We start from the raw sequence: 24254 nt of genomic DNA, 5'->3' as shown, positions 1-24254 counted from the left end.
CCGCCTCGTGCAGCAGGCCGGCGTCAGGCCCGTAGAGATGCCCGCCTCAGCGACGACGTCGCAGCAGCCCCGGGAGACTCATCGTCCTGGCTGGGTGCGTCTGACCCAGCCGTGGCCGGCGGGGCCACAGGGGGATGCGGGGGACGTCCCCGCCGGAGTAACGCTGCGCCGCCTCAGCCCCGGTGAGGACCCAGCCGACGTCGGTGCCGGCGTAGCGAAGGGGAGCCGCCTGCCGGCCGGGAGGCTCGACGGTGCACAGCTCCAGGATCTCTCCGTCGCGCACCACCGCCACCTCGGGGCGTCCTTTCCACAGCAGGAGACGGGCCCGGTCCCGGGCACGGAGGTTCCCCCAGGGGCTGCGGATGATCTGCTCGGAGTCGAGGCGCTGCACCAGCTCACGCATCTCCGCCGCGTGCACCTCCCCCAGTCCCGGCGGCTCGGTGGGCATCCGACCGGCATCGACGACCCCGAAGTACCAGCCGAGGTCGTACAGGATCGTCTGCTGAGCCCAAGGTGCACCACCGGCGGCATCGAGAAGGGCGTGGTAGCGCGTGCGCATCTGAGCGACGTAGCGGCCCGGGCGCAACCAGGCGGTCTGAACCGTGGAGTCGCCTAAGACCCGTTTGTCATAGTGGTAGACGGCCTCGGGCACGTAGACGATACGGCCTCCACCGGTTCGGATGCGCCCCAGGTAGAGCGCGTCCTCGAAGGTGGGCGCCTCGCGGTCCTCGGGGAACCGGGCCGCGAGCGCCCGGTCGGCCCGGATGAGGCACTCGTGGACGGAGAGCTGGATGGCCTGCGGCTGACGGGCGGCATCGGCCCGAGCAGTCCCGCCCTGGAAGCGGAAGTCGAGGGGGTGGGGCGTCTCAGCACCGTCCTGGTGAATGAGGGTGCGGCCGGCCAGGAGGACGTCGCCGCGGCGCCTGGCGGCCAGGAGTCGGGTGAGGAAGTCGGGGGCGAGCCAGTCATCGGGGTCGGGAAAGCCGATCCACTGCCCTCGGGCCCGTGCCATCCCGAGGTTTCGGGCGCGCCCCTGTCCGCCGTTGCCCGTCTCGACGATCTCGACGTCGAGGTCTGTTCGCCGCGCCCAGGTTCGGCAGACTCGCGGCGAGTCGTCGCAGGCCCCGTCCAGGACGAGCACGATCCGGAGGCGGTTGTGCGGGTGGTCCTGGGCGTCGAGCGAGCTCAGGAAGCGGGGCAGGTAGGGGGCCACACCGTAGACGGGGATGACGAGGCTGACCAGGGGCGGACGGCGGCCCGGCCGTCGGGCCACCGGCACCGGGGCCTGCATCAGATCAGGTCGCGTCGAAGCAGCGCGGTGAGGCGGGCGCAGGCTCCGGCGTCGAGCAGGATGAGGTCCTCCGAGGCGGTGACTCGGCCGGCGACGACGTCCTCCACCACCTGATGCACCTGCGCGGAGGTGTCGACACCGATGGCTCCGATGGCCTCGTGACGGGAGCGGTAGCGGTCCGTGTCCGGCCGTCCGCGGGGGTCCCAGACGATGCCGACGCAGCCGGCGATCATGCCCTCGTCGAGGACGGATGACCGGTCCGAGACGACCGCCCAGGAGCGGGCCAGGGTCTCGGGCAGGTCGCGGCCGGTGACGGCGGGAACGCCCAGGGCCCCGAACCACTCGGGGGCGTGCGGCACCAGCTTGGGATGGGCGAACAGGACGGTGCGGTGGCCGGCCTGGGTCAGGCCAGCGGCCAGCTCGAGCCAGGGCCGGTAGAGCGCGCTGAGGAGTCCGACGGCGTCAGGGTCGCTCTCCAGAGCGCGTGAGACCTCCGGGTCCCAGGTGGGGGCCAGCAGGATGCTGTCACGCTCACGTCCCAGAAGGCTGTAGAGGTGGTCATGGCGAGGGAAGCCCGTGCGCCAGACCTCTCGGTCGGTGAGGGTGTAGGAGGTGTGGTCCGCCGTCAGTCCGGCCTGCTCGGCGTCGGTGGCGCACACGACGACGTCCAGGCGGGCGCCGTTGAACCAGCGCCACATGTCACGCATAGTCACACCGTGCTGGAGGAAGACGAGGCGCTGGTCGGGGCCGATGCCCTCACCGGTGAGGCGGCCCTTGATGAGGGGGTCACCGATGTCGGACAGGAGGATGGTCTCGGCACCGCTCCAGGCGGCGTCGAATCCGGGGCCGGTCGGGTCCAGGAGGACGAAGCCGTCCTGTGCGAGGCGTTCCCAGTCCGGGCAGCTGCGTTCGAGGACGAAGATGTGCCGGACGCTGGGCGCGTGGGTGCGGGCATAGCGGTACAGCGGCTCGGCGTTGTCGCCGGCGCTGTCGTGGCGGTCCATGTAGAGCCAGGTGCGGGGCCAGTCGGAGGGGGACGAGGCGGTGTACGGCGAGGGCGCCGAGGAGGACACCCCGGAGAAGGCGTCCGGGTCCGGTGACGTGCCACTGGCCTGCCGGTGCTCCTGATGGCCGCTGGGACCGAAAAGCCGGGCCAGGCGCCGACGCAGCCCGGGTGAGGACGCTCCCTGGCGGCCTCGACCGGGGATCGTCTCAGGCGGCCTGGGGTCGCCCCGGTAGGGGGCCACCGGGAGCTCCTGACCGTTGATGACGGCGGTGATCCTCCCCTTGGGCAACCAGACGATGCGCTCGCGGAGGACCACGTCGTCGAAGTAGCGGTGATCGACCGTCTTGGCGCAGGTCGGCTGGGCCCAGGCGCCATCCACCTTCCACTGCTCCTGGGGCATGTCACCGGTGTAGAAGTAGGTGGCCTTCTGGTCGCTGCGGAACCTGCGTCCCGAGGGCAGGATCGGGGCGGGCATGGGGCCTGCGGTCATGGCGACCAGGGCGGTGCGACGCCCCACGGCCAGCGGCGTGGAGCAGTACGCCTCGATCTGGGAGGCGGGGACGCGCCGGGTGACGGCGCGCAGAAGCTGGGCCACCTCGGCGCGCTCGGCAGCTGTGAGCCCGGCCGAGGGGTAGCGCAGCCCGCGGTCGGCGTCGGTGACCTGGATGAGGCGGTGAATGATGAGCTGGTGGACCCAGGCGGGCAGGGGGCAGTCGGCCTGCAGCCACGCCGGCAGCACGGCACCCAGCAGGTGGCGGTAGTGGCTGATCCTTCCCCAGGGGCCGGGAGGCCTGGGGGCGTGGCGGATAACGGCCGGGCCGTCGTGGAGTCCCACCTGGTTGCCGGTGGCCACGACGTGGGCGATGAGTCCGCTCAGGCCGATGTTCTCGTCATCATCGACGGTGCCCTCAGCACCGACGGCACTGTCCACGCCGTGGAGGGCTCCCGAGCCGCCCCAGTCCTGCAGACCGTGGCGGGGGATGGTGAGCACCACTCCGCTCATGGTGTCGGGGAAGATGTGGGGCTCGGCGGCCAGGTCGGCGCTGCGGCTGCCGTGCTTGAAGCGCCATTGCAGCCGCTCGTCCCGGGCGCCGTCGGGGCGGATGGTCACGGTCGGGGTGAGCACGACGGTCTCACCCGGGCCGTGCTGAGCCAATGAGGTGAGATAGCCGGGCTCGAGCAGGTCTCCTGCCCTGAGGAACAGAACCCGGGTCCCCGCGGCCAGGGGGCGGAGGACCTGGTCCAGAACCGCCGGATCAGGGCACCCGATGGGGACGATCCCGCCTTCGGGCCGGTCCTGGTGAAGGGAGTCAAGCGTGTCCTGATCACCTGCGGAACCGATGATGACGACGTGCAAGGTCTCGGTGCTGCGGGCGTTCATGAGGTGGGCATCTCCATTTCGTGGGGCGGTCCCCAATGACTAATGGTGGACGTAGCCAGCACCTCTGCGTTGGAGATGTCCCAGGTGTGTCCGAAAGTCGTCCCACGTCGCTGGACGAAACCGAATCGGGAGGCCGAGTAGATACGAGCCCCGGCACGGTTGCAGTCATTGAGGAAACCGGTGTCCTCACCGGTGGTCGTCTCGGGAAAAGTGATATCGCGCACCAGGTCCGTACGAGCCACCAGGGTCGGTCCGGAGACGAAAGTCGTATAGCGGTGCTCCCAGTCGGCGAAGCGCAGCACCGTCAGGTCCGGTCCCGACAGGTGCAGGTAGTGGGCGTGCTTGCCGACGACGTCGGCCCTGGCGTAGTCGGCCGCCGCGAGGGACTCGAAGAGGTAGTGATCGCCGTAGAGGTCGTCGTCGTCCATCTTGGCGATGTAGTCGGCCTCGACCCGCGAGAGCATGAGGTTGTAGCAGGCTCCTAAAGGAGTACTGGTCCCCGCTGTGACCCAGTCGATCTCAAGGCCCAGCTCGCGGGCGCGGGCCCTGCTGCTGGCGCGGGCCGTGAAGCCGTGGGTGAGGATGACCGGCGCCATCGTCACCTGCTGCTGGCCGGCCAGGGTCTGAAGGACGTGGTCGACCTGCTCGGGCCGGATGGTGGACACCAGGGGTGCGACGGTGGGCCGGCGTCGCACCCTCTCCCCCATGCCGACGGCTCGCAGCACGGTCTCCACGCGGTGGCTGTAGGTGTGATGGCCCCAGATCTCACGTTGTGCCAGGTAGGTCATGTAGTCCCCGAGGGCCGGGTTGGTCACGAGCGCGCGCACGGTGTGCCCGGCCTGAGCGCGGTCAGAGACCTTGGCCAGGGTTCCGGCGGGCAGGAGGCGGTCGGTGGCCGGCGTCGGGGTACTCACCACAGGAGTGCCGCAGGCCAGGACCTCGATGACGCGGCGCGGAAGCATGGACGGGCTGTCCACCACGGAGCTGACGTTGAGGAAGACGCCGTAGGCACGGTAGGCGCTGAGCATCTGTGTGTAGGTGAGGCTGCCGCGCACGTGCGAGTCCCAGGGAGTCGGGAACTGGTAGGTGTCATCGCCATCGAGGTACCGGGAGAAGATGTCCAGCCCGCGGGGAAGTCGAGCCGACGCGTCGAGGGCGCCGCCCAGGACGATCTCCATCTGCGCGCGTCGCTCGGGGTACTTGTGGGCGAAGTAGGTGCCGGCGAAGGCGACATCCCTCAGGGGTGCGGGGCGACCCGCATCGTCCAGCAGGCGGATCGGGTTGTGGATCGCGGGCTGGGCGGCGAAGGGCAGGACCCCGATGCGGTCATGTCCCAGGTCGCTCCGGTAGCGCCCCACCATCGCCTCATCGGTGGTGAAGACCCAGTCGAACAGGCCCGCAGTCGCAATGGCCTCGTCGTAGTGGGCGGGATCCTCCTTGTTCCAGAAGACCGTCGGCACTCCTCGCTCTCGCAGCGCGGTGACCATCTCTCTCAGGTGACCCGAGGGCCCCTGGGAGCCGATGACCTGGAAGCGCCAGGCGTCGTCGTTGCCGTGCCAGGCGGACTCCACGAAGAGCAGGTCGATGGGGCTCTGCTCAATCTGCTCGCGCCAGCCGGTGGGCGTCAAGGGCACGGAGCGCCACTCGTAGCGCAGGGCGAGCGCAGTGAACTCATCGGCGATCAGCCCGACGGTGACGTCGTGGCGAGGTCCGGTCTCCTGCGGTGAGGGCAGGGGCCAGTCCGGCAGGAGGGTCTGGTGCCGTCGCCCGGAGGCCCACCGGCGGGGGCGGGCCCAGGCCGTCGCCCGACGACGGCGCAGGTGCTCACGCAGCCCCGTCAGCCCGGAGTGGCGCAGGTGCCACAGTGCGCGCCGCAGCTCGAGGGCCGTCCGAGGCGTCATACGGGCGCCTTTCGCGAGGCCGCACGCCTGCGCCGCCTCCTTGTGGACGCCGCCTTCCCCTTGGGACGCTGATGGTGCGCGTCGGGACCGAGTATCGCATCGAGAGTGTCCCGCAGTGAACGCGCGTTGTGCTCCTTGACGTCAAAGTCTCCGTGGGCGAGTCGGGGGTCGGCCAGTGCCGTGCGGATCGCCTGGGCGATGTCGTGGGGTGAGGTCCCGCTCAGAACTCCGTAACCGAGGGCGACCAGCTCCCGGTTGCCCGGAAGGTCGGAGGCCACGACTCCGGTTCCCAGTGTCATCGCCTCCAGCAGAGTGACCGGTTGCCCCTCGTGCAAGGACGGCAGGACGAACAGGTCGGCTCCCTCAAGGACCGGGAACGGGTTGTCCATCTGTCCCAGCAGCACGACGTGCCCGGACAGGCCCAGGGAGTCGATCCGGCCTCGCAGCGTCCCCTCGAGCACCCCGGATCCGACGATCGCCAGGCCGACACTCAGGCCATGAGCCCCGTCACCTTCAGCGCCGTTCTCGACGACGTCCTGCTTGCGCAGAAGGGCGAGCGCCTCGATGAGAGCCGCCTGGTTCTTCTCCATCGACATCCGCCCCATGGTGGCAAGGACGATGTCGTGCTCGTTCTTCAGCTCGGTGAAGGCGTCGGGGGCGGGCGCCTGCGCCCCGAGGCGCACCCGCTCGACGTCGAGGAGGTTGCGGGCCGAGAGCTGGCGCTGGGAGAGATCAATGCCCAGACCGGCCAGCCCGGTGCGGTTGTGGCGGGCCAGGCCCGGGCTGACGGCGACGACGGCGTCGACATCGCCGTAGAGGGTGAAGACGCGCCTGAGATTGGGGTACTTGTCCCGGTACTCGTTGTCCATCTGGTTGTGCTGGTAGCAGGAGGTGCGCGATCCTCGACGCCCCCAGGCCGCGATGAGCGACACCCAGGTCTCGGCGTAGCCGTCGTACTCGATGGCGGCGTCGGGCACGAAGTCGCCCAGGATGCGACGCGTCTCGCGCTCGTAGTACGCCCAGTAGCAGTCCCAGAAGCTCTGCGAGACGTAGGCCTCGGGGTGGCGGGCGAAGTCGTTGACGCAGGCCCGTTCGTGGATCCGCCAGGGCGCGGCACCGGGCTTGCAGATGACATGGACGTGGTGGGGCAGGCGCCGGAAGATCTCCTGACGGTCCTCGTTGCTGCGCAGGACGGAGGGCTCGACGATGAGGTTCACCGAGTAGAGCTCCGGGTCAAGCGCCTCCAGGAGCGCCAGGAGGGCAGAGGCGATCCCGTTGGGGATCATGGAGGCGTGGAACAGGAGTGTCCGGCGTTTACGGGCGCCACAGCCGGCTGCGGAGTCACGTGCGTGGTCCCGTATGACAGCCCGCTGTCCGTGGTCGAGGTCGTCGTCGAAGAAGAATCGGGCCAGGCGCGCCGAGGCCCACCCGTCTTCGTAGGGACAGTACCGGGCGAGGGCCTCCCGGGCCGCGACCCCCTCCCCGGCCAGGGCACGCCCGATGGCTGAGGCCAGCTCAGCGCGGTCATAGCAGGCCAGCCCGGGGACCTGAGCGGGATCGAGGTACAGACCCCGCTCGGCCCGGTACTCCTCGATGTCATGCATGTAGAGCACGATGGGGCGCTTCTGGGGGAGGAAGTCGAAGAGGATCGAGGAGTAGTCGGTCACCAGGACGTCGACGGCGGCCAGCAACTCATTGGTGTCGATGTCCTTGGGCACGACGCTCACCGGCAGATCGACGCCGGCCAACAGCTTCTCGGAGAGGCGGTGGGCGCGGTAGACCACAAGCACGTCGTCACGGGAGGCCATGGCGGTCAGGTCGGCGACCAGGGCCTCACGGTCCAGCTCCCGCTTGCTGACTCCGCCGCGCCAGGTGGGGGCGAACAGGACCAGACGGCGCTCGTCCCCCTCGGCCATTCCCAGGCGGCCTCGAAGCGCCTTGCGGTCCTCCTGGCTCATCGTCAGCGAGGTGTCCAGACGGGGGGAGCCGGTGATGATGGTGCGGCCCCGGTAGACGTCGAGCAGATCATGGTCCTCGATGAGGGCCCATCGGGTGAGCTCGTTGGGTGCCATGAGCGTGGTGCTCAGCTGGAAGTTGCGCTGCAGGTTCTCGTAGTCGAGCAGACCGCCCCGCATTGATCGCCCCAGGGTCTTGAAGGGGGTGCCGTGCCAGGTGTTGAGGTAGCGCTGCTCGCGACGGCGCACGAAGTAGGGGGCGAAGGAGACGTTGTTGACGAGGTACCCGGCGGTGGCGAGGTACTGCATGTACTCGGTGCTGTGCAGGGGGACGAAGACGACGTTGCGACGCCCCAGCAGGTCAGGCGGGATGGCGCCCAGGTCGTTGACGGCCCAGACATGGAGCAGGTGGGAGTACTCCGGCCGGTCCACCATCCAGCGGAAGACGGCCAGAGGGTGGCAACCGATCGAGGCTCCGTGGTTGGACTCCCACAGCACCAGGTGGGGGCTGACGGGAAGGACCTCCAGGGCCTCGGCGTAGCGGATGTTGCGAGCAGCTCCCGCGGTGCGCCCATAGGCCCGCGGATCCAGCCCGTCCTTGCAGCCGAACTCCTCGGCCTGCTCGAGGATCTCGCAGGCGAGCTCCACCTGCCCGGCGTCCTGGGCCAGCTGGGCCAGGACCAGGCGGTGGTTCCGGTCCCCCTTGAGAACCAGAGGGAGAATGCGGCGGATGGACTGAGCCGCCGTGCGCGCCACGGCGGGCGGGATCTCCATACCGGTGCCGGGACCCTCCGTACCGCCGTGGGTCCTGAGATCCTCATGAAGCCCCAGCATGATCTCGCCGATGGTGGACTCGACAAGATCCTCCGGCCGCTGCCGAGGCGGTGGTGTGCTCTTAGCGCGAACGAGCTCGAGGAAGCCCGTACTGGCCGGTTGCTGCGACACCGATGCCAGCCCGCGCGGGGCCGGCCCCAGGTAGGACCAGAAGGAGTCCAGCGCCTCGGCGTGGCGTCCCAGTCTCGCCAGACAGACCCCACGGCGATAGTTCCACCAGCTGCGTGCGGGCTTCTTGAGCGTCCGCAGGGCCTCCTGGTAGGAGCGCTCCGCGGTGAGCAGGTCGCCAATGCGTTCCGAGGCGAGCCCCAGCTTGTAAAGGGTGTTCCCGTTCCCCGTATCCAGCGAGGCGGCCAGGGCGTACTGCCCCTGCGCTCGCTCGTGCTCACGCAGACGGTCCAGGCAGTAGGCCAGCTCATAGGCCAGCTCCCCCCTGGACAAGCCCTCTCCCGGGTAGATCTCGAAGAGCTCGGACGCCAGCCTCCAGTCGCCCCGGGAGCATGCGAACTGGGCCGGCCCCTTGCTGCGCGCCTTGCCGCCGGCAGCCTCACAAGCGGCCGCGAAGCTGGCAGTGGCGCAGGCCCGATCACCGTCACGGTGAGCGATGACCCCCTGTTCGAAGAGCTCGTGCGCGCTGAGCCGATCAACGCTGGCCAGGGCATCCAGGGTGCACCTGGCAGGCCCGTTCAAGCCCATGTGGAGCTGAGACTGAAGGAGCTTGCGCAGCCAGGCGGCGTCGTTCTCGTGCTCGGGCAGACCGGAGAGCAGAACCTCCAGACGCTGCCACTGCGGGGTGCTCGCAGGCAGGCAGGCGAGCAGGCGCTCCGAGTAGCGTCGGTCTCGCACTCCTGAGGAGAGGGCACGCGAGAAGAAGACGAAGGCCGCCTCTGGATCGTCTTGCCGTTTGAGGAGGCAGCCGGCACGGTAGAAGGCCTCTCCGCAGGCGGGGTCATGGTCGGCCACCTCGGTATAGGTTCTCAGAGCGGCCTCGAACCGCTCCTGACGCTCGGCGATGACCCCTAGGCGCAGCCGGGTGGCAGTGTCCTGAGCACCCTCAGAGAGTTTTTCATACAGGCGCCTGGCCTCCGCCAGGTTGCCGTCCTCATACTCCCTGGCAGCGGCATAGCGCACCAGCCTGGTGGCGGCCGGCAGCTGCAAACGGCCGGAAACGACGCGCCCCATCTTCCTGAGGACAGCATCCTTGGTCATGATAATCGCCTTTATTTCATTAAAAACATTCTATGGATTAAAATCAGCGCTTGCTGACGCGCCACACAGCGAGACTCACTCCGGCCTCCAACTCGGAGGCCCGCTTCACCTCATGCGACACCCCGATTCAAAGCACACCAGTCAGCCCAGGCGCATATCACTCTTGATTCGAGTCGTCGAGACCTCTGGAGTCCGAGGAAGGTAGACGACCTCGCACAGCCCTTCCAGCTGATCGTCGAACTCACCGCTCCAGTCGTTCCCCATGACGAAGACGTCGATACCGTACCTGGCGACGTCCTCGGTCTTCTGTCCCCAGGTCAGCTCGGGCACCACGAGGTCGACGTACCGGATGGCCTCGAGCATCACCTTGCGCTCCTCGTAGGAGAAGTACGCCTGCTTACCCTTTCCGGCATTGAACTCATCGCTGGACAGCGCCACCACCAGAAAGTCTCCAAGCGCTCGCGCACGCCTCAGCAACGCAATATGACCATAGTGGAGCAGGTCATATGTGCCATAGGTGATCACGCGCTTCATGAGGTCACTTCCTGATTGAATCTCCGAGGCTCGCCCACCACAACACCCTGGACAAACCACCGTGAGTATTCCCCACCCTCCGAACCGACATCGAAGATTTCATAGAATCGATGCCATACCGATATATCACTGAAATATGCGATGTTCGCTGTTGAAAATCACAGAGAGGCCTGTCCCACCTTTTCTGAGCACCTCACGCTCTCGTCACAATTATTCTTTCCAGTTCTTTTGAGAGGTGCGGTTCATCCGCCCTTCCGGTCGCTTATCAGCTCAGGAAACGAGTGACCCATCCACGGATCCACGCAAGGTTGTCCAGGATCGGTGCGGGATCCACCTCTGGCGGTGCGCAGCGGCCCCCCGCGGCGTCGATACCGCCCAGGACCCTGTGCAGGTGGGAGGTGAGCCCGTCGTGGTCGACGGCGACGGGCAGCCCTGATTCGAGGGGCCAGCAACCGTACAGACCCCTCTCGACATCGCGGTAGAAGGTCAGGTCGGGTACGTAGGCCACTGCCGGCTTCCCGGTGAGAGCGAAGTCGAAGAAGATGCTGGAGTAGTCCGAGACCAGGATGTCGGCCGCCACCATGAGCTCCTCGACACTCGGGTACCCGCTGACATCGATCGCCCCTGGGACACGGCCTGCCCGGTTCATGTGGTGGCTGCGCATGAGGACCACCACGCCGAGACGATCAGCCAGGTGCTCCCCATCCAACGCCCCCGCCGGCCCTGGCCCGCCCGCGGTACCGCAGTCGACTGCGCGCTTGTCAGGCCGCAGGCTCTCCCGCCAGGTCGGGGCGTAGAGGATGACCGGCTGCTCCTGACCGATACCGAGCTCGTGGCGCACCCGTCGCCTCACTTCAGAGCCCCCGAGGAGCCTCACGTTTCGGGGGTACTCCCCCACCCGGACCTGCCCGTGGTATCCCAGCGCCCGCTGAAGACGCCTGCCGGCTTGCGGGGTCTGGGCGAGCAGCAGGTCCCACTGGGGAACCTGGCGGGCCATGAGGCGCCGGTATCTCAGAGTGACGGTTCGTGGGGCGTCGTGCAGCAGCTTCTTGATCGGAGTGCCGTGCCAGGTCTGGAGCAGGTGCTGCCCCTCACGCTTGGAGAACCAGGAGGGAAGGTGGTCGTTGGTGACGATGACCCGTGAGGTGCGCAGCGCCTCCACCCATTCCTGTGACCCGACGACGACGGGGCGCGCACCCGACGGCACTGGAACCGTCCCGTCGACGACCGACCACCACAGGGTCGCGGTGATGCCGTGAGCCGCCAGGTCCTCGCATATCGCGGCCGGATTGTCTCCCCCGCTGCGCCCGCCGAAGGACTCCAGGAAGACTCCCGCTCTCAGGGCCTTGGGCTCACGCTCAATGAGGAGCCGATGCCCCCGCCGCGAGCGCTCCTGAGGCGTCAGCGGGGGGATGACGGCCACAGCCACGGAGCCGTTCCGACGGGTGATGATCCGTGCGAGACGCGCAGGGCGCCCGGAGCCCGCCGGGAAGGAGGTGCCGTCGGGTGCCACCGCGGAGCCGGTGGGCGCTGGGGCGACGGGAACCTCGATGGCGGGACCGTCGATCTCCTCCCCTGCCAGACAGGCACCCTCAGTGCAGCGGTCGGGCTCGTCCTGCGACGCGGCGCTCCAGCTCATCGGGTGAGTCCCCAGCTCGACGTCGGGATCGACCAGGTCAATACTCGCCGACCACCCGCCATCCGATGCCAGATCGGCGGATACGGTCATCGGGCCGCTGTTTCCAGCACTGTCGCCAAGGACAATGTTCAGCCTCGCCGGGGCCCCCGTCACCGTTCCGCTCAGCATCAGCGTTGCGTCGATGTCCAGGCGTGCAGCGAGGAGCACGACGCCGATCGGGCTACTGGGCAGCAGCGCGCTCCCCGGGCCCCCGCTCTCCACCGGAGCGGCCTGGAGCAGCCCCCGTTGACTGCGCACCGCCAGGCGCATCCCGGGCTCCGGCGGTGCCGGGCGCCACCTGCTGGAGCCGGCCGGTTGCGGCATCCATGCCCACACCCGTCGCCCCGCCACGCGGGTCACCACCCGGAACCAGACGGAGCGTCCCGGTTCGAGCTGCAGACGCACCACGATCCCCGAGGACAGGTAGGAGCGCCACGGGTCGCCGGCCTCCAGGTCGGCCCGGGGCGCCTCGCAGCGATCCACCTCGCCGTGTCCTCGAACTCTCCCGGCCTCGTCGACCACCTCAACGATCGGGCGGTCGATCAGGCTCGGGTCGACTCCCCGGACCCAGGCGCTGCCGCGCACCTCCAGGGTCCTGGGGCCGCCCCAGCGCGCCGAGTCGATACTGACGTGCAGTCTCAGGTCGACGTCTCGGACCTGGGTGAGCCGACTGGTCACCGTGAGCCCTTCCAGGAAGCGCCGCTCGGGTCGCAGCGCCCCTGCCTCAATGGTCAGGGGAAGGTGGCTCAGGTCCTCGCAACGCCGACCGACCAGCTCCTCAAGCTCCACGGCACTGGCCGGATCGTCCTGGATGAGGAGCCACAGCACGAGTCGATCGAGAAGCGCGGTCGACTCCCACACGGAGTCTTCAGCATCTCCAAGCGCCCTCCTCGCGGTGCGGCGGAGGCAGTCGGCGAACTCAGGTCCCTCCCGGTGGGCGCGCTCAGCCAGAAGAACCAGGTCCCGGTTCAGGCGTTCGGCGACCAGTTGCTGCCGCACCGCCTCCGGCGCGTCAGCAGCCAGCCGCACCAGGGCATCCACCTGCGCCAGGAGGGCGCCGGGATCAGTGTTCGCACCGGGGCCACGAGCCTCCGATCCGGCGCGCCAGGTGTAGACCTCCTCATCCAGCACGTCAATGCGGGTTGCACGACGAAGCACCGCAAGGGTCCTGGCGGGTAGAGACATCGCAGGGGTGGGGAGCGCAACGAGCCTCCTCGGTGGTGTCCACAGTTCTCGGCGGGCGATGACCGCGCCGGCCACCAGGTCCTCGACCGCCCCGGGCACCTGGGCCAGTGGCTGTGCGAGGCGGGTCACGCTGGACGGTCCCGTCCTCGGCCCGTCCCCGGCTGCTGGCGTCAAGGACCGCGAGCGCGCGACGACGGCCTCAGAGCCGGACCGCTCCAGGCACTGAATCATCAACTGGCAGGCACCGGCGATCAGTCCGTCACCGCCGTCGACGACGGTGACCAGGCTTCCCCTGGCTCGCTTCAGGGCGACATCCAGCCAGTCACTCGAGTCACCGCCCAGGCCGCGGGGCACGAGCCGGACGCGCCGGTCCCTGGCGGACAGGCGACTGGCCACCTGCTCTCCAGTGCACTGCGCATCGCCCCCCGGCCCCACGACGACCAGGACCTCCAGGTCCTTGAAGGACTGGTTGAGCACGGATCGGACGGCCCCTTCCAGGTGAGGGCCGGCCCCCGCCGCCCTGACGATGACGCTGAGCCGGGGCCGGTGCACCCTGCGCAGAGCCGCACCAATGAGACGTCTGAGACGCCGACCACCCATGTCCTTCTAACCCGCCGGTCGGGGAGCGCGGCAGCGCCAGAGCCCCGTGGCGTCGATGACTCTGCGCCCCTCGAGCTGGAGCGGATCGAGATCGGCGAACTCCTGGTGGCTGACCAGCAGCGCCACGACATCGGCCTGGTCGACGGCCTGCCGGCACCCGGTCAGTCGAACGTTGTCCCACCGCGCCAGGGACGGTGGAAGCGCGCCGGCGTGCGGCTCGGCCACCAGGACCCGGGCGTGGGGCGCTGCAGCGGCCACCTGCTCGGTGATCGCGAGCGCGGGCGACTGGCGCAGATCGTCGACGTCGGCCTTGAAGGTCAGGCCGAGCACCGCCACGGTCGGCGAGGCCACTCCTTCCAGCGCCTGGAGAATGCGCCCGACGTAGTGGGCCGGCCGGGAGTCGTTGACCTGGCGGGCCGTACGGATGAGCCGGGCATCCTCGGAAGCGCAGGACACCAGGAACCAAGGGTCCACGGCGATGCAGTGGCCGCCCACCCCGGGGCCCGGCTGCAGAATGCTCACCCGCGGATGGCGGTTGGCCAGGTCGATGAGCTCCCAGACGTCCACCCCGACCCGCTCGCAGACGAGGGCCAGCTCATTGGCGAAGGCGATGTTGAGATCGCGAAAGGAGTTCTCCGTCAGCTTGGTCATCTCGGCGGTGGTGGCGTCGGTCAGGACCAAGTCACCCCGGCAGAAGGTGGCGTACAGGTCTCGGGCCAGGTCGCCGGCCTGGGGGGTCAAGCCGCCGATGACCCGGGAGTTGGTCACCATCTCGGTCATGATGCGGCCGGGCAGCACGCGTTCGGGGCAGTAGGACAGGTACACCTGGGGCCGTGAGCCGCTGCCGTCCGTTGACAGGTCCGGGCGCATCGAGCCGATCGTCTCGGCCAGGGCGCGAGTGGTGCCGGGCGGGCAGGTCGACTCCAGGACAATGAGCTCTCCCCCGGTCAGACGAGGGACGATCTGCCTGGTGGCGGCCTCCACCAGAGACAGATCGGCCACGTGGTCCCGGCCCGTCGACGGGGTCGGCACCGCGATGATGTAGGTCCGTGCCGACGGCGTCGCCGTCTGGGCGCGCAGGCGGCCGGCCTCGACCTGCTGGGCCAGCACGGTGGCCAGCCCCTCCTCGAGGAAGGGAAGCTCTCCACGGTTGACGGCCTCGACACGTTCCCGGACACGGTCCACCCCGACGACGTCGAGCCCGGCACGGGCCAGGACCGCGGCCGTGGGCAGGCCGATGTACCCCAGCCCGATGACCGCGACGTCGACTACTTCTACTTCAGCAGCGTCAGTCATGAGTCGTGCATGCGTCTGTGAGCGTCCCGTGAGGCGCTCCCCCGGGACGCTGCGCCGTGCGTCACGAGTCCTCATCCCTAGTTCACCGTGGCGGGAAGCAGCTCGACGGCGTCGGGGTGCTCGGCGAGATAGGCGCTCACCCGGTCCTCGGCGAAGGCCTTGAACAAGGGGGCGTCCGCATCGGAGTCGAGCTTGACGATGGACTGCCCGTCCACTGAGGTTCCCGTACCGGCAGTCGGTACAGTCATGAACTTCATGTCGTTGCTGTGAAGGTGACGCGTCTCCAGGGCCAGGGACTGCATCTGGTTGAGAGTGAAGGACTCGTCCACGGCGACTGTCCGTGAGGCGGTCTTGAGGAACGAGTACAGCGCTGTGGGGCTGCTCAGGGTGCCGTTGGTCAGGACACTGCTCACGATGGAGCGCATCCAGGTCTGCTGACGCCTGACGCGGTCGAGGTCCCCGCCCGGGAGGGAGGAGCGCTCGCGGGTGTAGGCCAGGGCCTGTTGCCCGTTGAGTACCTGAGCACCAGTACCGAATTCCTTGCCGGCGAGGCTCTGAGGCGTCTTGAGGTTGACCCGCACCCCGCCGATGTCATCGGTCAGCGCGACGAAGGACTCGAAGTTCGCCACTGCGAAGTAGTCGATGCGGATGCCAGTGAGGTTCTCCACGGTGTGGATCGTCAGCGAGGGGCCCCCGTAGGAGTAGGCGGCGTTGATCTTGCCCTGGCCATGACCGGGGATCTCCACCCATGAGTCACGGGGGATCGACATGACCGAGACAGTCTTCCTGTCACCGCTGACCTGAACGATCATGATCGCGTCCGTGCGCTGGGCCCCCTCCTGCCACTGGGAAGGGTCAGAGGCGGAGGTGCGCGAGTCGGTCCCCAGGACCAGGATGTTGACGGCCGGTTCCTGGCCGGCCGCCACCTTCTGCTGCGGGGCACGCGTGGCAATACCCGCGAAGGGATCGGCGATGGTCTCAATGCCGGAGGCGATGGAGTGGCGCACCCACAGAGCGAGGCCTCCTGTGGCCAGGGTCAGAACCAGGAAGATCGCCAGGACACTGAGGAGGGCGATCCTCCATCCTCGTCCGGGGCGGCGTCGAGCACTGCGCACGCCGCGCACTGAGGTCGTTTCAGCCTCTGATGAGGCTGGTCCGGCATCACCCTTGTCAATCGGGGTGCTTCCAGGTTCTGGTAGGAGGGACTGCGTCATGGGCTAATGGCATCACATCTTTCTCAAGCGTTTTACCCGGAACCCCCTTGTTTTAGGAATTCCGGGCAAATCACTCGTGAAATGAGATGCAACTGAGACCCATGCAATCTCCCCGTCACCATTCCATGTCACGTCCAGAATATCTTTCTGGGCGATCAGAAGAATATCGTCAGTGATTCTATGAACGAGGAGGCACGAGCTGGTACATCCACCCGTAGGGGTCCTCGGCGCGGCCGGACTGAATGGCGGTGAGCCGGTCGTGGATCTGCCGGGTGACCTCACTGCCCTCGATACGGGCGTCGAACCCCTCGCCCTTGAGACGCCCAAGAGGCACGACGACGGCAGCGGTTCCGCAGGCGAAGACCTCACTGACCCGGCCCGACTCGATGTCCGCGAGCAGCCCCTGGAGGCTGATGGTGTCCTCGACGACGCTCCGCCCGGAGTCGCGCAGCAGGCGGATGATGGCACTGCGGGTGGAGCCCTCAAGGATCGTCCCGGTCAGACGCGGCGTATGCACAGTCCCCTCGGCATCGACGACCATGATGTTCATGCCACCGAGCTCCTCGATGTTCTTCTGCGAGATGTCATCGAGGAAGCAAACCTGGTCGCAGCCCTGCTCGTAGGCCTCCTGCTGAGGAAGCAGGGAGGAGGCGTAGTTGCCCCCGGTCTTGGCCGCCCCTGTTCCTCCACGTCCGGCTCGGTGGTACTCGGTGGTCACCCAGATGGAGACGGGCTCGAGGCCGTGGGGGAAGTAGGAGCCCGCCGGCGAGGCGATGACGTAGTAGTCGACCACGGCGGAGGGACGGACGCCGAGGAAGGCCTCGGAGGCGAAGGCGAAAGGACGCAGATAGAGGGACTCGCCCTCACCCGAGGGCACCCAGGCGGCGTCGGCACGCACCAGATCCACCAGGGAGGCCACGAAGTCCTCCTCCGCCAGCTCGGGCAGAGCCATGCGCCGGGCGGAGGCGTTGAGGCGCGCCGCGTTGTAGCGGGGACGGAAGGTCCACACCGATCCGTCCTTGTGCCGGTAGGCCTTGATGCCCTCGAAGATCTCCTGGCCGTAGTGGAGCACAGCGGCGGCCGGGGACAGGCTGAGACTGCCGTAGGGAACGACGCCGTAGTCACCCCATCCCTCACCCTGCCTCCAGCGGGCGTGAGCCATGTGGTCGGTGAAGAAGTCACCGAAGTGGAGACCCGCCAGGACTGCCGCCCGTTCATCCTCAGCGACGGGTGATGGGTTGGCGGTCAAGGGGAACCGACCGGCGAGCACATCGGCCTCCGGGACCGGGACCTCGGCGGCGCGAGCCAAGGGGGTGGATGCGAAGTCGGTTGAGGTGGCGTCTGTCTCGGGCATGGACCCACCCTACCGTCGAGGCCATAACTCGGACACGACCTTCCCATATGCTGGCTGGCGGACGGTGCGGGGCCAGGATCCGGCCATGCGTTCCGTCCTGCATCCCTCGGTCCAGCGCTCACGGCCGGCCTCCCGGGCCCGCCCGGCTGCTGCACTGCTTCCGCCGCCCCGCACGAGACCACCAGCCGGGCCGCTTCCACGCCTACATCGGTTCCCCAGGGCTCCTGATCACGCTCCGGACACGAAGAGGGACGTGGCGTCTCAATGCGATGACGCATCCGCACCGGTCGTCACCGCATCGGCGATGGCGTCACCGATCTGGCTGGTGGAGCGCTGGGCGCCGTCACCTCGGGCGGCCATGTCCGCAGCGACTCCGGCCTCGACCCTCGCAGCGGCCTCGGACAGCCCTAGGTGGTCGAGCATGAGAGCGACGGCGCTGATCGTGGCGGTCGGGTCCGCCTTGCCCTGACCGGCGATATCCGGGGCAGAGCCGTGGACGGGCTCGAACATCGAGGGGAAGGCCTTCTCAGGGTTGATGTTGCCCGAGGCCGACAACCCGATGCCACCGGTCACGGCACCGGCCTCATCGGTGAGGATGTCGCCGAAGAGGTTGTCGGTGACGATGACGTCGAAGCGGCCGGGGTCGGTCACCATGTAGATGGTGGCGGCGTCCACGTGGCAGTAGTCGACGGCGACGTCGGGGTACTCGGTGCCGACGGCCTCCACGGTGCGCCGCCACAGGTCGCCGGCGTGGACGAGCACGTTGTGCTTGTGGACGAGGGTGAGGTGCTTGGCCGCCCTGGCCCGGGCCTTGGCGAAGGCGTAACGTACCAGGCGCTCCACCCCGTAGGCCGTGTTGACACTGACCTCGGTGGCGATCTCGTGCGCCGTGCCCTGGCGCACGACGCCGCCGTTACCGCAGTACAGGCCCTCAGTGCCCTCGCGCACCACGACGAAGTCGATATCGCCCGGATCGGCCAACGGCGTCGGCACGCCCGGGTAGTACACCGAGGGACGCAGGTTGACGTAGTGGTCCAGGGCGAAGCGCAGACGCAGGAGCAGACCGCGCTCGAGCACACCGGAGGGGACGGAGGGATCGCCGACGGCCCCCAGCAGAATGGCGTCATGCGCCTTGATGGCCTCAAGATCCTCATCGGTGAGGGTCTGGCCGGTGCGGTGCCAGCGCTCAGCCCCCAGGTCGAAGGCGGTAGGACGGACCGTGACCCCGGTTCCCTCCAGCGCTCGCTCAAGGACCTTGAGCCCCTCGGGGACGACCTCCTTACCGATGCCGTCACCCGGGATTACTGCCAGCTTGATGGTCTGCGTCATGAGGCAACCTTAGGGCACGATCAGGATGCGAGACGAGGAGTCCGCATCACGGAAGTACGCGCTCGCGTTTCGACCAGCAGTCGATTAGTCTGCTGCCGATGCCCCGAGGAGGAGCCATGCCGCGCATCCATCGCCCTGCCGCGCAACGTCGCGAGGAGATTCTCGACGCCGCCCATACCCTGTTCACCACCAAGGGATTTCAACCCACGACCATGGAGGACATCCTGAGGATCGTGGGCATCGCCAAGGGGACGCTCTACTACCACTTCCCCAGCAAGGAGCAGATTCTCAAGGCCCTGGTCCTGCGCATCGTCCTCCAGGTCGAGCAGCAGGCCCGCGAGATCGCCACCTCATCGGCCCCGGCGACGGACAAGCTCGCAGCGATCATGGCCGCGATGCGGCTCGCGGACACCGAGACCGAGCTCGTCGACCAGTTCCACGCACCGGGTAACGCGGAGTTCCACCTGCTGTCCATCACGGCGATGATCGAGCACCTCACCCCGGTCCTGACCGAGGTCATCACCCAGGGAGTGAGCGAGGGGACCTTCACCACCGAGCGCCCCCGTGACGCCATCGAGCTGCTGCTGAGCGCCTCGGGCATCCTCCTGGACCAGGACATCATGAAGCCCAGTCCCGCGGAACTCGCCCGCCGTCGCGAGAGCCTCATCTGGGCCGGTGAGACACTGCTGGGTGCCAAGCCCGGCAGCCTCGGCATCCTGATGAAGGCGGAGCCGTGAAGCACGTCGGACTGCTGGTCCTGGGCTCGTTCATCAACTCGCTGGGAACAGGGCTGACCGCCTTCGGCCTGGCCGTCGTCATACTGCGCGCCTACGGAACGGCGTCCTCGGTGGCGGCCGTCCAGATGAGTGCCTTCGCCCCCATTGTTCTTCTGGCGCCCTTGGCCGGGGTCCTCGCAGACCGCTACGACCGCCGCCTCATGATGATGATCGGGGATGCCGGCTCGATTCTCGGACTGGGCGTCATCCTGGCGGCCCTTTCCTCGCCCCGGCCGCCCTTGGGATGGATCTGCGCAGGAGCCGTCATCTCCTCCTGCCTGGCCGCGCTGACCGAGCCGGCGCTGCGGGCGAGCGTCACCGATCTGGTGACCGAGGAGGACTACGTGCGCTCCTCCGGCCTCCTCCAGCTCGCCTCGGCGGCCAAGTACCTGCTGGCACCGGCCGTGGCGGGATTCCTCATGCCCCTGGTCGGGCCCCGGGGTCTCCTGTTGCTGGACGCCAGTACCTGCCTGGTCACCGTGGCGTGCACCCTGACGGTGCGCCGCGCCCTGGCGACCGAGGAACCGCAACGCACCGAGCCCCACCAGGGCGAGGACCACAACGTCATGGCGGGGTGGCTGGCCATCGCATCCCATCCCGCCCTGCGCTCCCTCGTTGTCCTCATGACCTTGGCCACTCTCGCGATTGGGGTCGTTCAGGTGCTCCTCAAGCCGATCCTTCTGCCCACCGTGAGCACCGCTGAGATGGGGGTGGTTGAGACGGTGGCCGCTACCGGCATGCTCATGGGCGCGGCCCTGGTGACCGCCTGGAAGAGCGCCCAGCCCACGACGCTGCTTGCCGCGGGGCTGGCCGGAACCGGCGCCGCCATGTCCCTGCTCCCCGTGGGGCCGGGCGCCTGGTGGGTGGCCGTCTGCGGTTTCCTCATCTTCGCCTGCCTGCCCCTGTCCCAGGCCGGGGCGGAGGTCCTTGTGCGCACCCGGGTCGACAACGCTCAGCAGGCGCGCACCTGGGGCACCATCAGTCTGGTCACCCAGACGGGCTACCTGGTGGCCTACCTGTGCTCCGGGGCGCTGGTCGACCACGTGCTTCAGCCCCTGTTGGAGCCGGGACAGTCACTGTCCACCAGCCTGGGAGCCGTCGTCGGCACCGGTCCTGGACGCGGTGCCGCTCTGCTCGTGGGGCTCATGGGCGCGGCCTTGGCCCTGGTGGCCCTCGCCGTTCGTCTCCAGCGACGTCGGATCGCCTCGCCCCAGTCGCACTGACGGGTAACGAGCGGGCGGCGCCCCGATGACCTGACGTCTTCGGGGCGCCGCCCGTTGTCAACGGATCTCAGTGGTCCTCAGCGGGCCACGGAGCCTTCGGTGTAGTCCTTGTCGACGTCGGCGCGCCAGGCGAACATGGAGCGCACCTCGCGGCCGGTGGCCTCGATGGGGTGCGCCTCGCCCTCGGCCCGGAGCTTCTTGAACTCAGGAGCGCCGGCGGCCTGGTCGTCCATGAAGCGCTTGGCGAAGGTGCCGTCCTGGATGTCGGCCAGGACCTCCTTCATGTGCTCCTTGACCTCGGGGGTGATGACGCGCGGGCCGGAGACGTAGTCGCCGTACTCGGCGGTGTCGGAGCAGGACCAGCGCTGCTTGGAGATACCGCCCTCGTTGATGAGGTCGACGATGAGCTTCATCTCGTGGCAGACCTCGAAGTAGGCCATCTCGGGCTGGTAGCCGGCCTCGACCAGAGTCTCGAACCCGTACTGGATGAGCTTGGAGACGCCACCGCACAGGACCGCCTGCTCACCGAAGAGGTCGGTCTCGGTCTCCTCGCGGAAGGTGGTCTTGATGGCACCGGCGCGGGTACCGCCGATGGCCTTGGCGTAGGACAGGACGAGGTCCCAGGCGCTACCGGTGGCGTCCTGCTCCACGCAGACGAGCACAGGCACGCCTCGGCCGGACTCGAACTCACGGCGCACCGTGTGGCCGGGTCCCTTGGGGGCCACCATGACGACATCGATGTCCGCAGCCGGCTTGATGTAACCGAAGTGGATGTTGAAGCCGTGGGAGAACAGGAGGGCGGAGCCCGCCTTGATGTTCGGCTCGATCTCCTCGCGGTAGAGGGTGGCCTGCACCTGGTCGGGCGCCAGGACGGTGACGACGTCGGCCCAGGCGACGGCCTCGGCGATGGACTTGACGGGCAGGCCCGCCTCCTCCGCCTTGGCCACTGAGGAGGAGCCCTCACGCAGGCCGACAACGACCTCGACGCCGGAGTCGCGCAGGTTCAGAGCGTGAGCGTGCCCCTGGGAACCGTATCCGATGACGGCGACCTTCTTGGACTGGATGACGGACAGGTCGGCATCGTCGTCGTAGAACTTCTCAGCTGCCATGATTGCTTCTCACTTCTCCTTGAGTTGATCGGTGATGGATCGTGGGCCGCGCGTGATCGCCACGGCACCGGACTGGACAATCTCTTTGACACCGTACGGCTGGAGAGCCGTCAGTAGAGCCTTGACCTTGGACTCTGAGCCGATGGTCTCAATGACCACCGACGTGGGGGCGACGTCCACGACGTGCGCGCGGAACAGGTCGACGACCTGGAGCACCGCGGTGCGGTTGGCGTCATCGGCGTGCACCTTGATGAGGTACAGCTCGCGCTCGACCGAGGTATCAGGATCGAGCTCGACGATCTTGAGGACGTTGACCAGCTTGTTGAGCTGCTTGGTGACCTGCTCCATGGCCAGTCCCTCAGCATCGGCGATCACCGTGATGCGCGAGATGTCCTCATGCTCGGTGGGCCCCACGGCCAGGGAGTGGATATTGAAGCCCCGGCGCGTGAACAGCGCCGAGACCCGGGTCAGGACGCCGGGCTTGTTCTCCACCAGGACGGACAGCGTGTGCTTCTCGCTCACGGCGCTCACTCCTCTTCCCACACCGGGCTCATGCCGCGGGCGTGCTGGATCTCGTCGTTGGACACCCCGGCCGCGACCATGGGCCACACCTGGGCGTCCGCGGAGACGATGAAGTCGACGACGACGGGACGGTCGTTGATGGCATTGGCCTGGGCGATGACGTCATCCAGGTCCTCCAGGCGCTCGCAGCGCAGTCCCACGGCCCCGTAGGCCTCGGCCATCGTGACGAAGTCGGGAATACGTACCGTTCCGGCGCCGGTATGCAGGTCGGTGTTGGAGTAGCGCTGCCCGTAGAACAGAGTCTGCCACTGCCTCACCATGCCCAACGAGGAGTTGTTGATGACGGCGACCTTGATGGGGATGTTGTTGAGGGTGCAGGTGGCCAGCTCCTGGTTGGTCATCTGGAAGCAGCCGTCTCCGTCAATGAGCCATACCGGCCGGTCGGGACACGCCTCCTTGGCACCCATGGCGGCGGGCAGGCCGTAGCCCATGGTGCCGGCGCCGGCTGAGGTGAGCCAGGTGTGGGGGCGACGGAAGGTGAGGTAGTGGGCCGACCACATCTGGTGCTGGCCCACGCCTGTGACCCAGATGGTGTCCTCGGAGGCGGCCCGGTCGAGGTGGGTGATGACCTCCTGCGGCTGAAGCAGCCCGTCATCGGTATCGGTCCAGCCCGTGGGGTAGGTGGCCTGGATGCGCCCGACCTCGCCGCGCCACGGGGCGATGTCCGCCCGCCCCTCGGCGGCGACGTGGTCGCGGAACTCGGTGCTCAGAGCGGGAACGACGTCGGCCAGATCCCCGACGATCGGGACGTCGGCGGTACGGATCTTGGAGATCTCTGCCGGGTCGACGTCGACGTGGATCACCGAGGCCTTGGTTGCGAAGGTGTCCGGCCGGCCGGTGACCCGGTCGTCGAAGCGGGCTCCCAGGCAGACGACGACGTCGGCGCGCTGCAGGGCCCCGACGGCGGCCACGGTACCGTGCATCCCGGGCATCCCCAGGTTGAGCGGGTGCTCACTGGGCATGACGTCAAGGGCGGTCAGAGTGGTGACGAAGGGCGCTCCGATGAGCTCGACGAGCTCGGTCAGGTCCTCGGTGGGAACCTGCGCCCGGTTCAGGCCGCCGCCGAGGTAGAGGACGGGCCGCTCTGCCGCGGAGATCACCTCTGCGGCCTGAGCCAGGCGCCGCTGGTTGGGCTTGCCCGGCAGGCGGTAGCCGGGGAGGTCCCGCGCCGGGGGCCACACGAACTCGGTGGGCCCCTCCTGGGCATCCTTGGAGATGTCGATGAGGACCGGGCCGGGGCGTCCGGTGGAGGCGATGTGAAAGGCCTCGGCCACGCACGGGACGATGTCCTCCGAACGGGTGATGAGGAAGGAGTGCTTGACGAAGGGCATCGTGGCACCGACGATATCGGCCTCCTGGAAGGCGTCCGTCCCGATTCCACGGCTTCCGACCTGACCGGTGATGGCCAGCATGGGCACCGAGTCCATGTGGGCGTCACCGATGGGGGTGATGAGGTTGGTGGCACCGGGGCCGGACGTGGCGACACAGACCCCGGGGCGACCGGTGACCATGGCATAGCCCTCGGCGGCATGACCAGCGCCCTGCTCGTGACGCACCAGGACGTGGCGGATCTTCGTCGAGGCGAGCAAGGGGTCGTAGAAGGGCAGGATGGCACCACCCGGCATCCCGAAGATGTCTGTGACGCCTAGCTCCTCCAGCGCGCGCACCAGAGCCTGGGCGCCTGTCATGACCTGCTGGCCCTGACGTGCGGGAGCGTCATCGCGTGTCATCGCTGGCTCTCCTTCTCCGTGCCTACCGTCCGGCGACCTGCCGGGTAATGAACGTTAGATCAGTCTC

Annotated in this window: 15 protein-coding genes; 2 read left to right on the top strand and 13 right to left on the bottom strand. The window is 68.2% G+C overall.

Features of this window, described 5'->3' with window-relative positions; genetic code table 11:
• Nucleotides 1-46: 46 nt before the first annotated feature.
• From FBF36_RS04485 to FBF36_RS04440, 10 genes are all read right to left on the bottom strand, one after another.
• On the bottom strand, nucleotides 47-1291 hold the full coding sequence (locus FBF36_RS04485) for a glycosyltransferase family 2 protein (protein WP_009398426.1): 1245 nt from the start codon (nucleotides 1289-1291) through the stop codon (nucleotides 47-49).
• Nucleotides 1291-3678 (bottom strand): hypothetical protein, encoded by a 2388-nt coding sequence (locus FBF36_RS04480; protein WP_009398425.1) that lies wholly within the window; start codon nucleotides 3676-3678, stop codon nucleotides 1291-1293. Before FBF36_RS04480 ends, FBF36_RS04485 begins: the two co-directional genes overlap by 1 nt.
• Nucleotides 3675-5579 carry a glycosyltransferase gene (locus FBF36_RS04475; RefSeq protein ID WP_009398424.1) on the bottom strand — a complete coding sequence of 635 codons (1905 nt, stop codon included), beginning with the start codon at nucleotides 5577-5579 and terminating at the stop codon, nucleotides 3675-3677. Before FBF36_RS04475 ends, FBF36_RS04480 begins: the two co-directional genes overlap by 4 nt.
• Nucleotides 5576-9577: a CDP-glycerol glycerophosphotransferase family protein gene (locus FBF36_RS04470; protein WP_009398423.1), complete on the bottom strand. Its 4002-nt coding sequence runs from the start codon at nucleotides 9575-9577 to the stop codon at nucleotides 5576-5578. The genes FBF36_RS04475 and FBF36_RS04470 overlap by 4 nt, the downstream gene beginning before the upstream one ends.
• Before the next feature lie 141 nt (nucleotides 9578-9718).
• A complete protein-coding gene (gene tagD / locus FBF36_RS04465; RefSeq protein WP_009398422.1) occupies nucleotides 9719-10111 on the bottom strand; it encodes a glycerol-3-phosphate cytidylyltransferase in 393 nt (130 codons plus the stop codon).
• A gap of 265 nt (nucleotides 10112-10376) precedes the next feature.
• On the bottom strand, nucleotides 10377-13451 hold the full coding sequence (locus FBF36_RS04460) for a CDP-glycerol glycerophosphotransferase family protein (protein ID WP_225792463.1): 3075 nt from the start codon (nucleotides 13449-13451) through the stop codon (nucleotides 10377-10379).
• Between the two features lie 129 nt (nucleotides 13452-13580).
• Nucleotides 13581-14870: a UDP-N-acetyl-D-mannosamine dehydrogenase gene (gene wecC, locus FBF36_RS04455; protein ID WP_009398419.1), complete on the bottom strand. Its 1290-nt coding sequence runs from the start codon at nucleotides 14868-14870 to the stop codon at nucleotides 13581-13583.
• 77 nt (nucleotides 14871-14947) lie between these two features.
• Nucleotides 14948-16084 (bottom strand): LCP family protein, encoded by a 1137-nt coding sequence (locus FBF36_RS04450; RefSeq protein WP_034493479.1) that lies wholly within the window; start codon nucleotides 16082-16084, stop codon nucleotides 14948-14950.
• A gap of 178 nt (nucleotides 16085-16262) precedes the next feature.
• Nucleotides 16263-17438 carry a branched-chain amino acid aminotransferase gene (locus FBF36_RS04445; RefSeq protein WP_009398415.1) on the bottom strand — a complete coding sequence of 392 codons (1176 nt, stop codon included), beginning with the start codon at nucleotides 17436-17438 and terminating at the stop codon, nucleotides 16263-16265.
• A gap of 261 nt (nucleotides 17439-17699) precedes the next feature.
• A complete protein-coding gene (locus tag FBF36_RS04440; protein ID WP_009398411.1) occupies nucleotides 17700-18767 on the bottom strand; it encodes a 3-isopropylmalate dehydrogenase in 1068 nt (355 codons plus the stop codon).
• Between the two features lie 116 nt (nucleotides 18768-18883).
• Between FBF36_RS04440 and FBF36_RS04435 the strand changes: the two genes are divergently transcribed.
• Nucleotides 18884-19504, top strand: a complete 621-nt coding sequence (locus FBF36_RS04435) for a TetR/AcrR family transcriptional regulator (RefSeq protein WP_009398410.1) — start codon at nucleotides 18884-18886, stop codon at nucleotides 19502-19504.
• The gene (locus FBF36_RS04430; RefSeq protein ID WP_009398409.1) at nucleotides 19501-20766 is read left to right on the top strand and encodes an MFS transporter; all 1266 of its coding nucleotides are present in this window, start codon (nucleotides 19501-19503) and stop codon (nucleotides 20764-20766) included. Before FBF36_RS04435 ends, FBF36_RS04430 begins: the two co-directional genes overlap by 4 nt.
• Nucleotides 20767-20843: 77 nt before the next feature.
• Here the strand turns inward: FBF36_RS04430 and ilvC are convergent, their stop codons facing one another.
• Genes ilvC through FBF36_RS04415 form a run of 3 tightly spaced genes read right to left on the bottom strand, consistent with a single transcriptional unit; the run spans nucleotide 20844 to nucleotide 24187 of the window.
• Entirely contained in the window at nucleotides 20844-21875 is a 1032-nt protein-coding gene (gene ilvC, locus FBF36_RS04425) for a ketol-acid reductoisomerase (protein WP_009398408.1), read from the bottom strand.
• A 9-nt stretch (nucleotides 21876-21884) separates the two neighbouring features.
• Nucleotides 21885-22397 (bottom strand): acetolactate synthase small subunit, encoded by a 513-nt coding sequence (gene ilvN, locus FBF36_RS04420; protein WP_003784785.1) that lies wholly within the window; start codon nucleotides 22395-22397, stop codon nucleotides 21885-21887.
• Nucleotides 22398-22402: 5 nt separating this feature from the next.
• Nucleotides 22403-24187 carry an acetolactate synthase large subunit gene (locus FBF36_RS04415; protein ID WP_009398402.1) on the bottom strand — a complete coding sequence of 595 codons (1785 nt, stop codon included), beginning with the start codon at nucleotides 24185-24187 and terminating at the stop codon, nucleotides 22403-22405.
• Nucleotides 24188-24254: the final 67 nt, after the last annotated feature.

The sequence above is a fragment of the Actinomyces sp. oral taxon 171 str. F0337 genome (assembly GCF_005696555.1).
Classification (GTDB): Bacteria; Actinomycetota; Actinomycetes; order Actinomycetales; family Actinomycetaceae; genus Actinomyces; species Actinomyces oris_E.
This window is presented reverse-complemented; position numbering and strand designations above follow the sequence as displayed.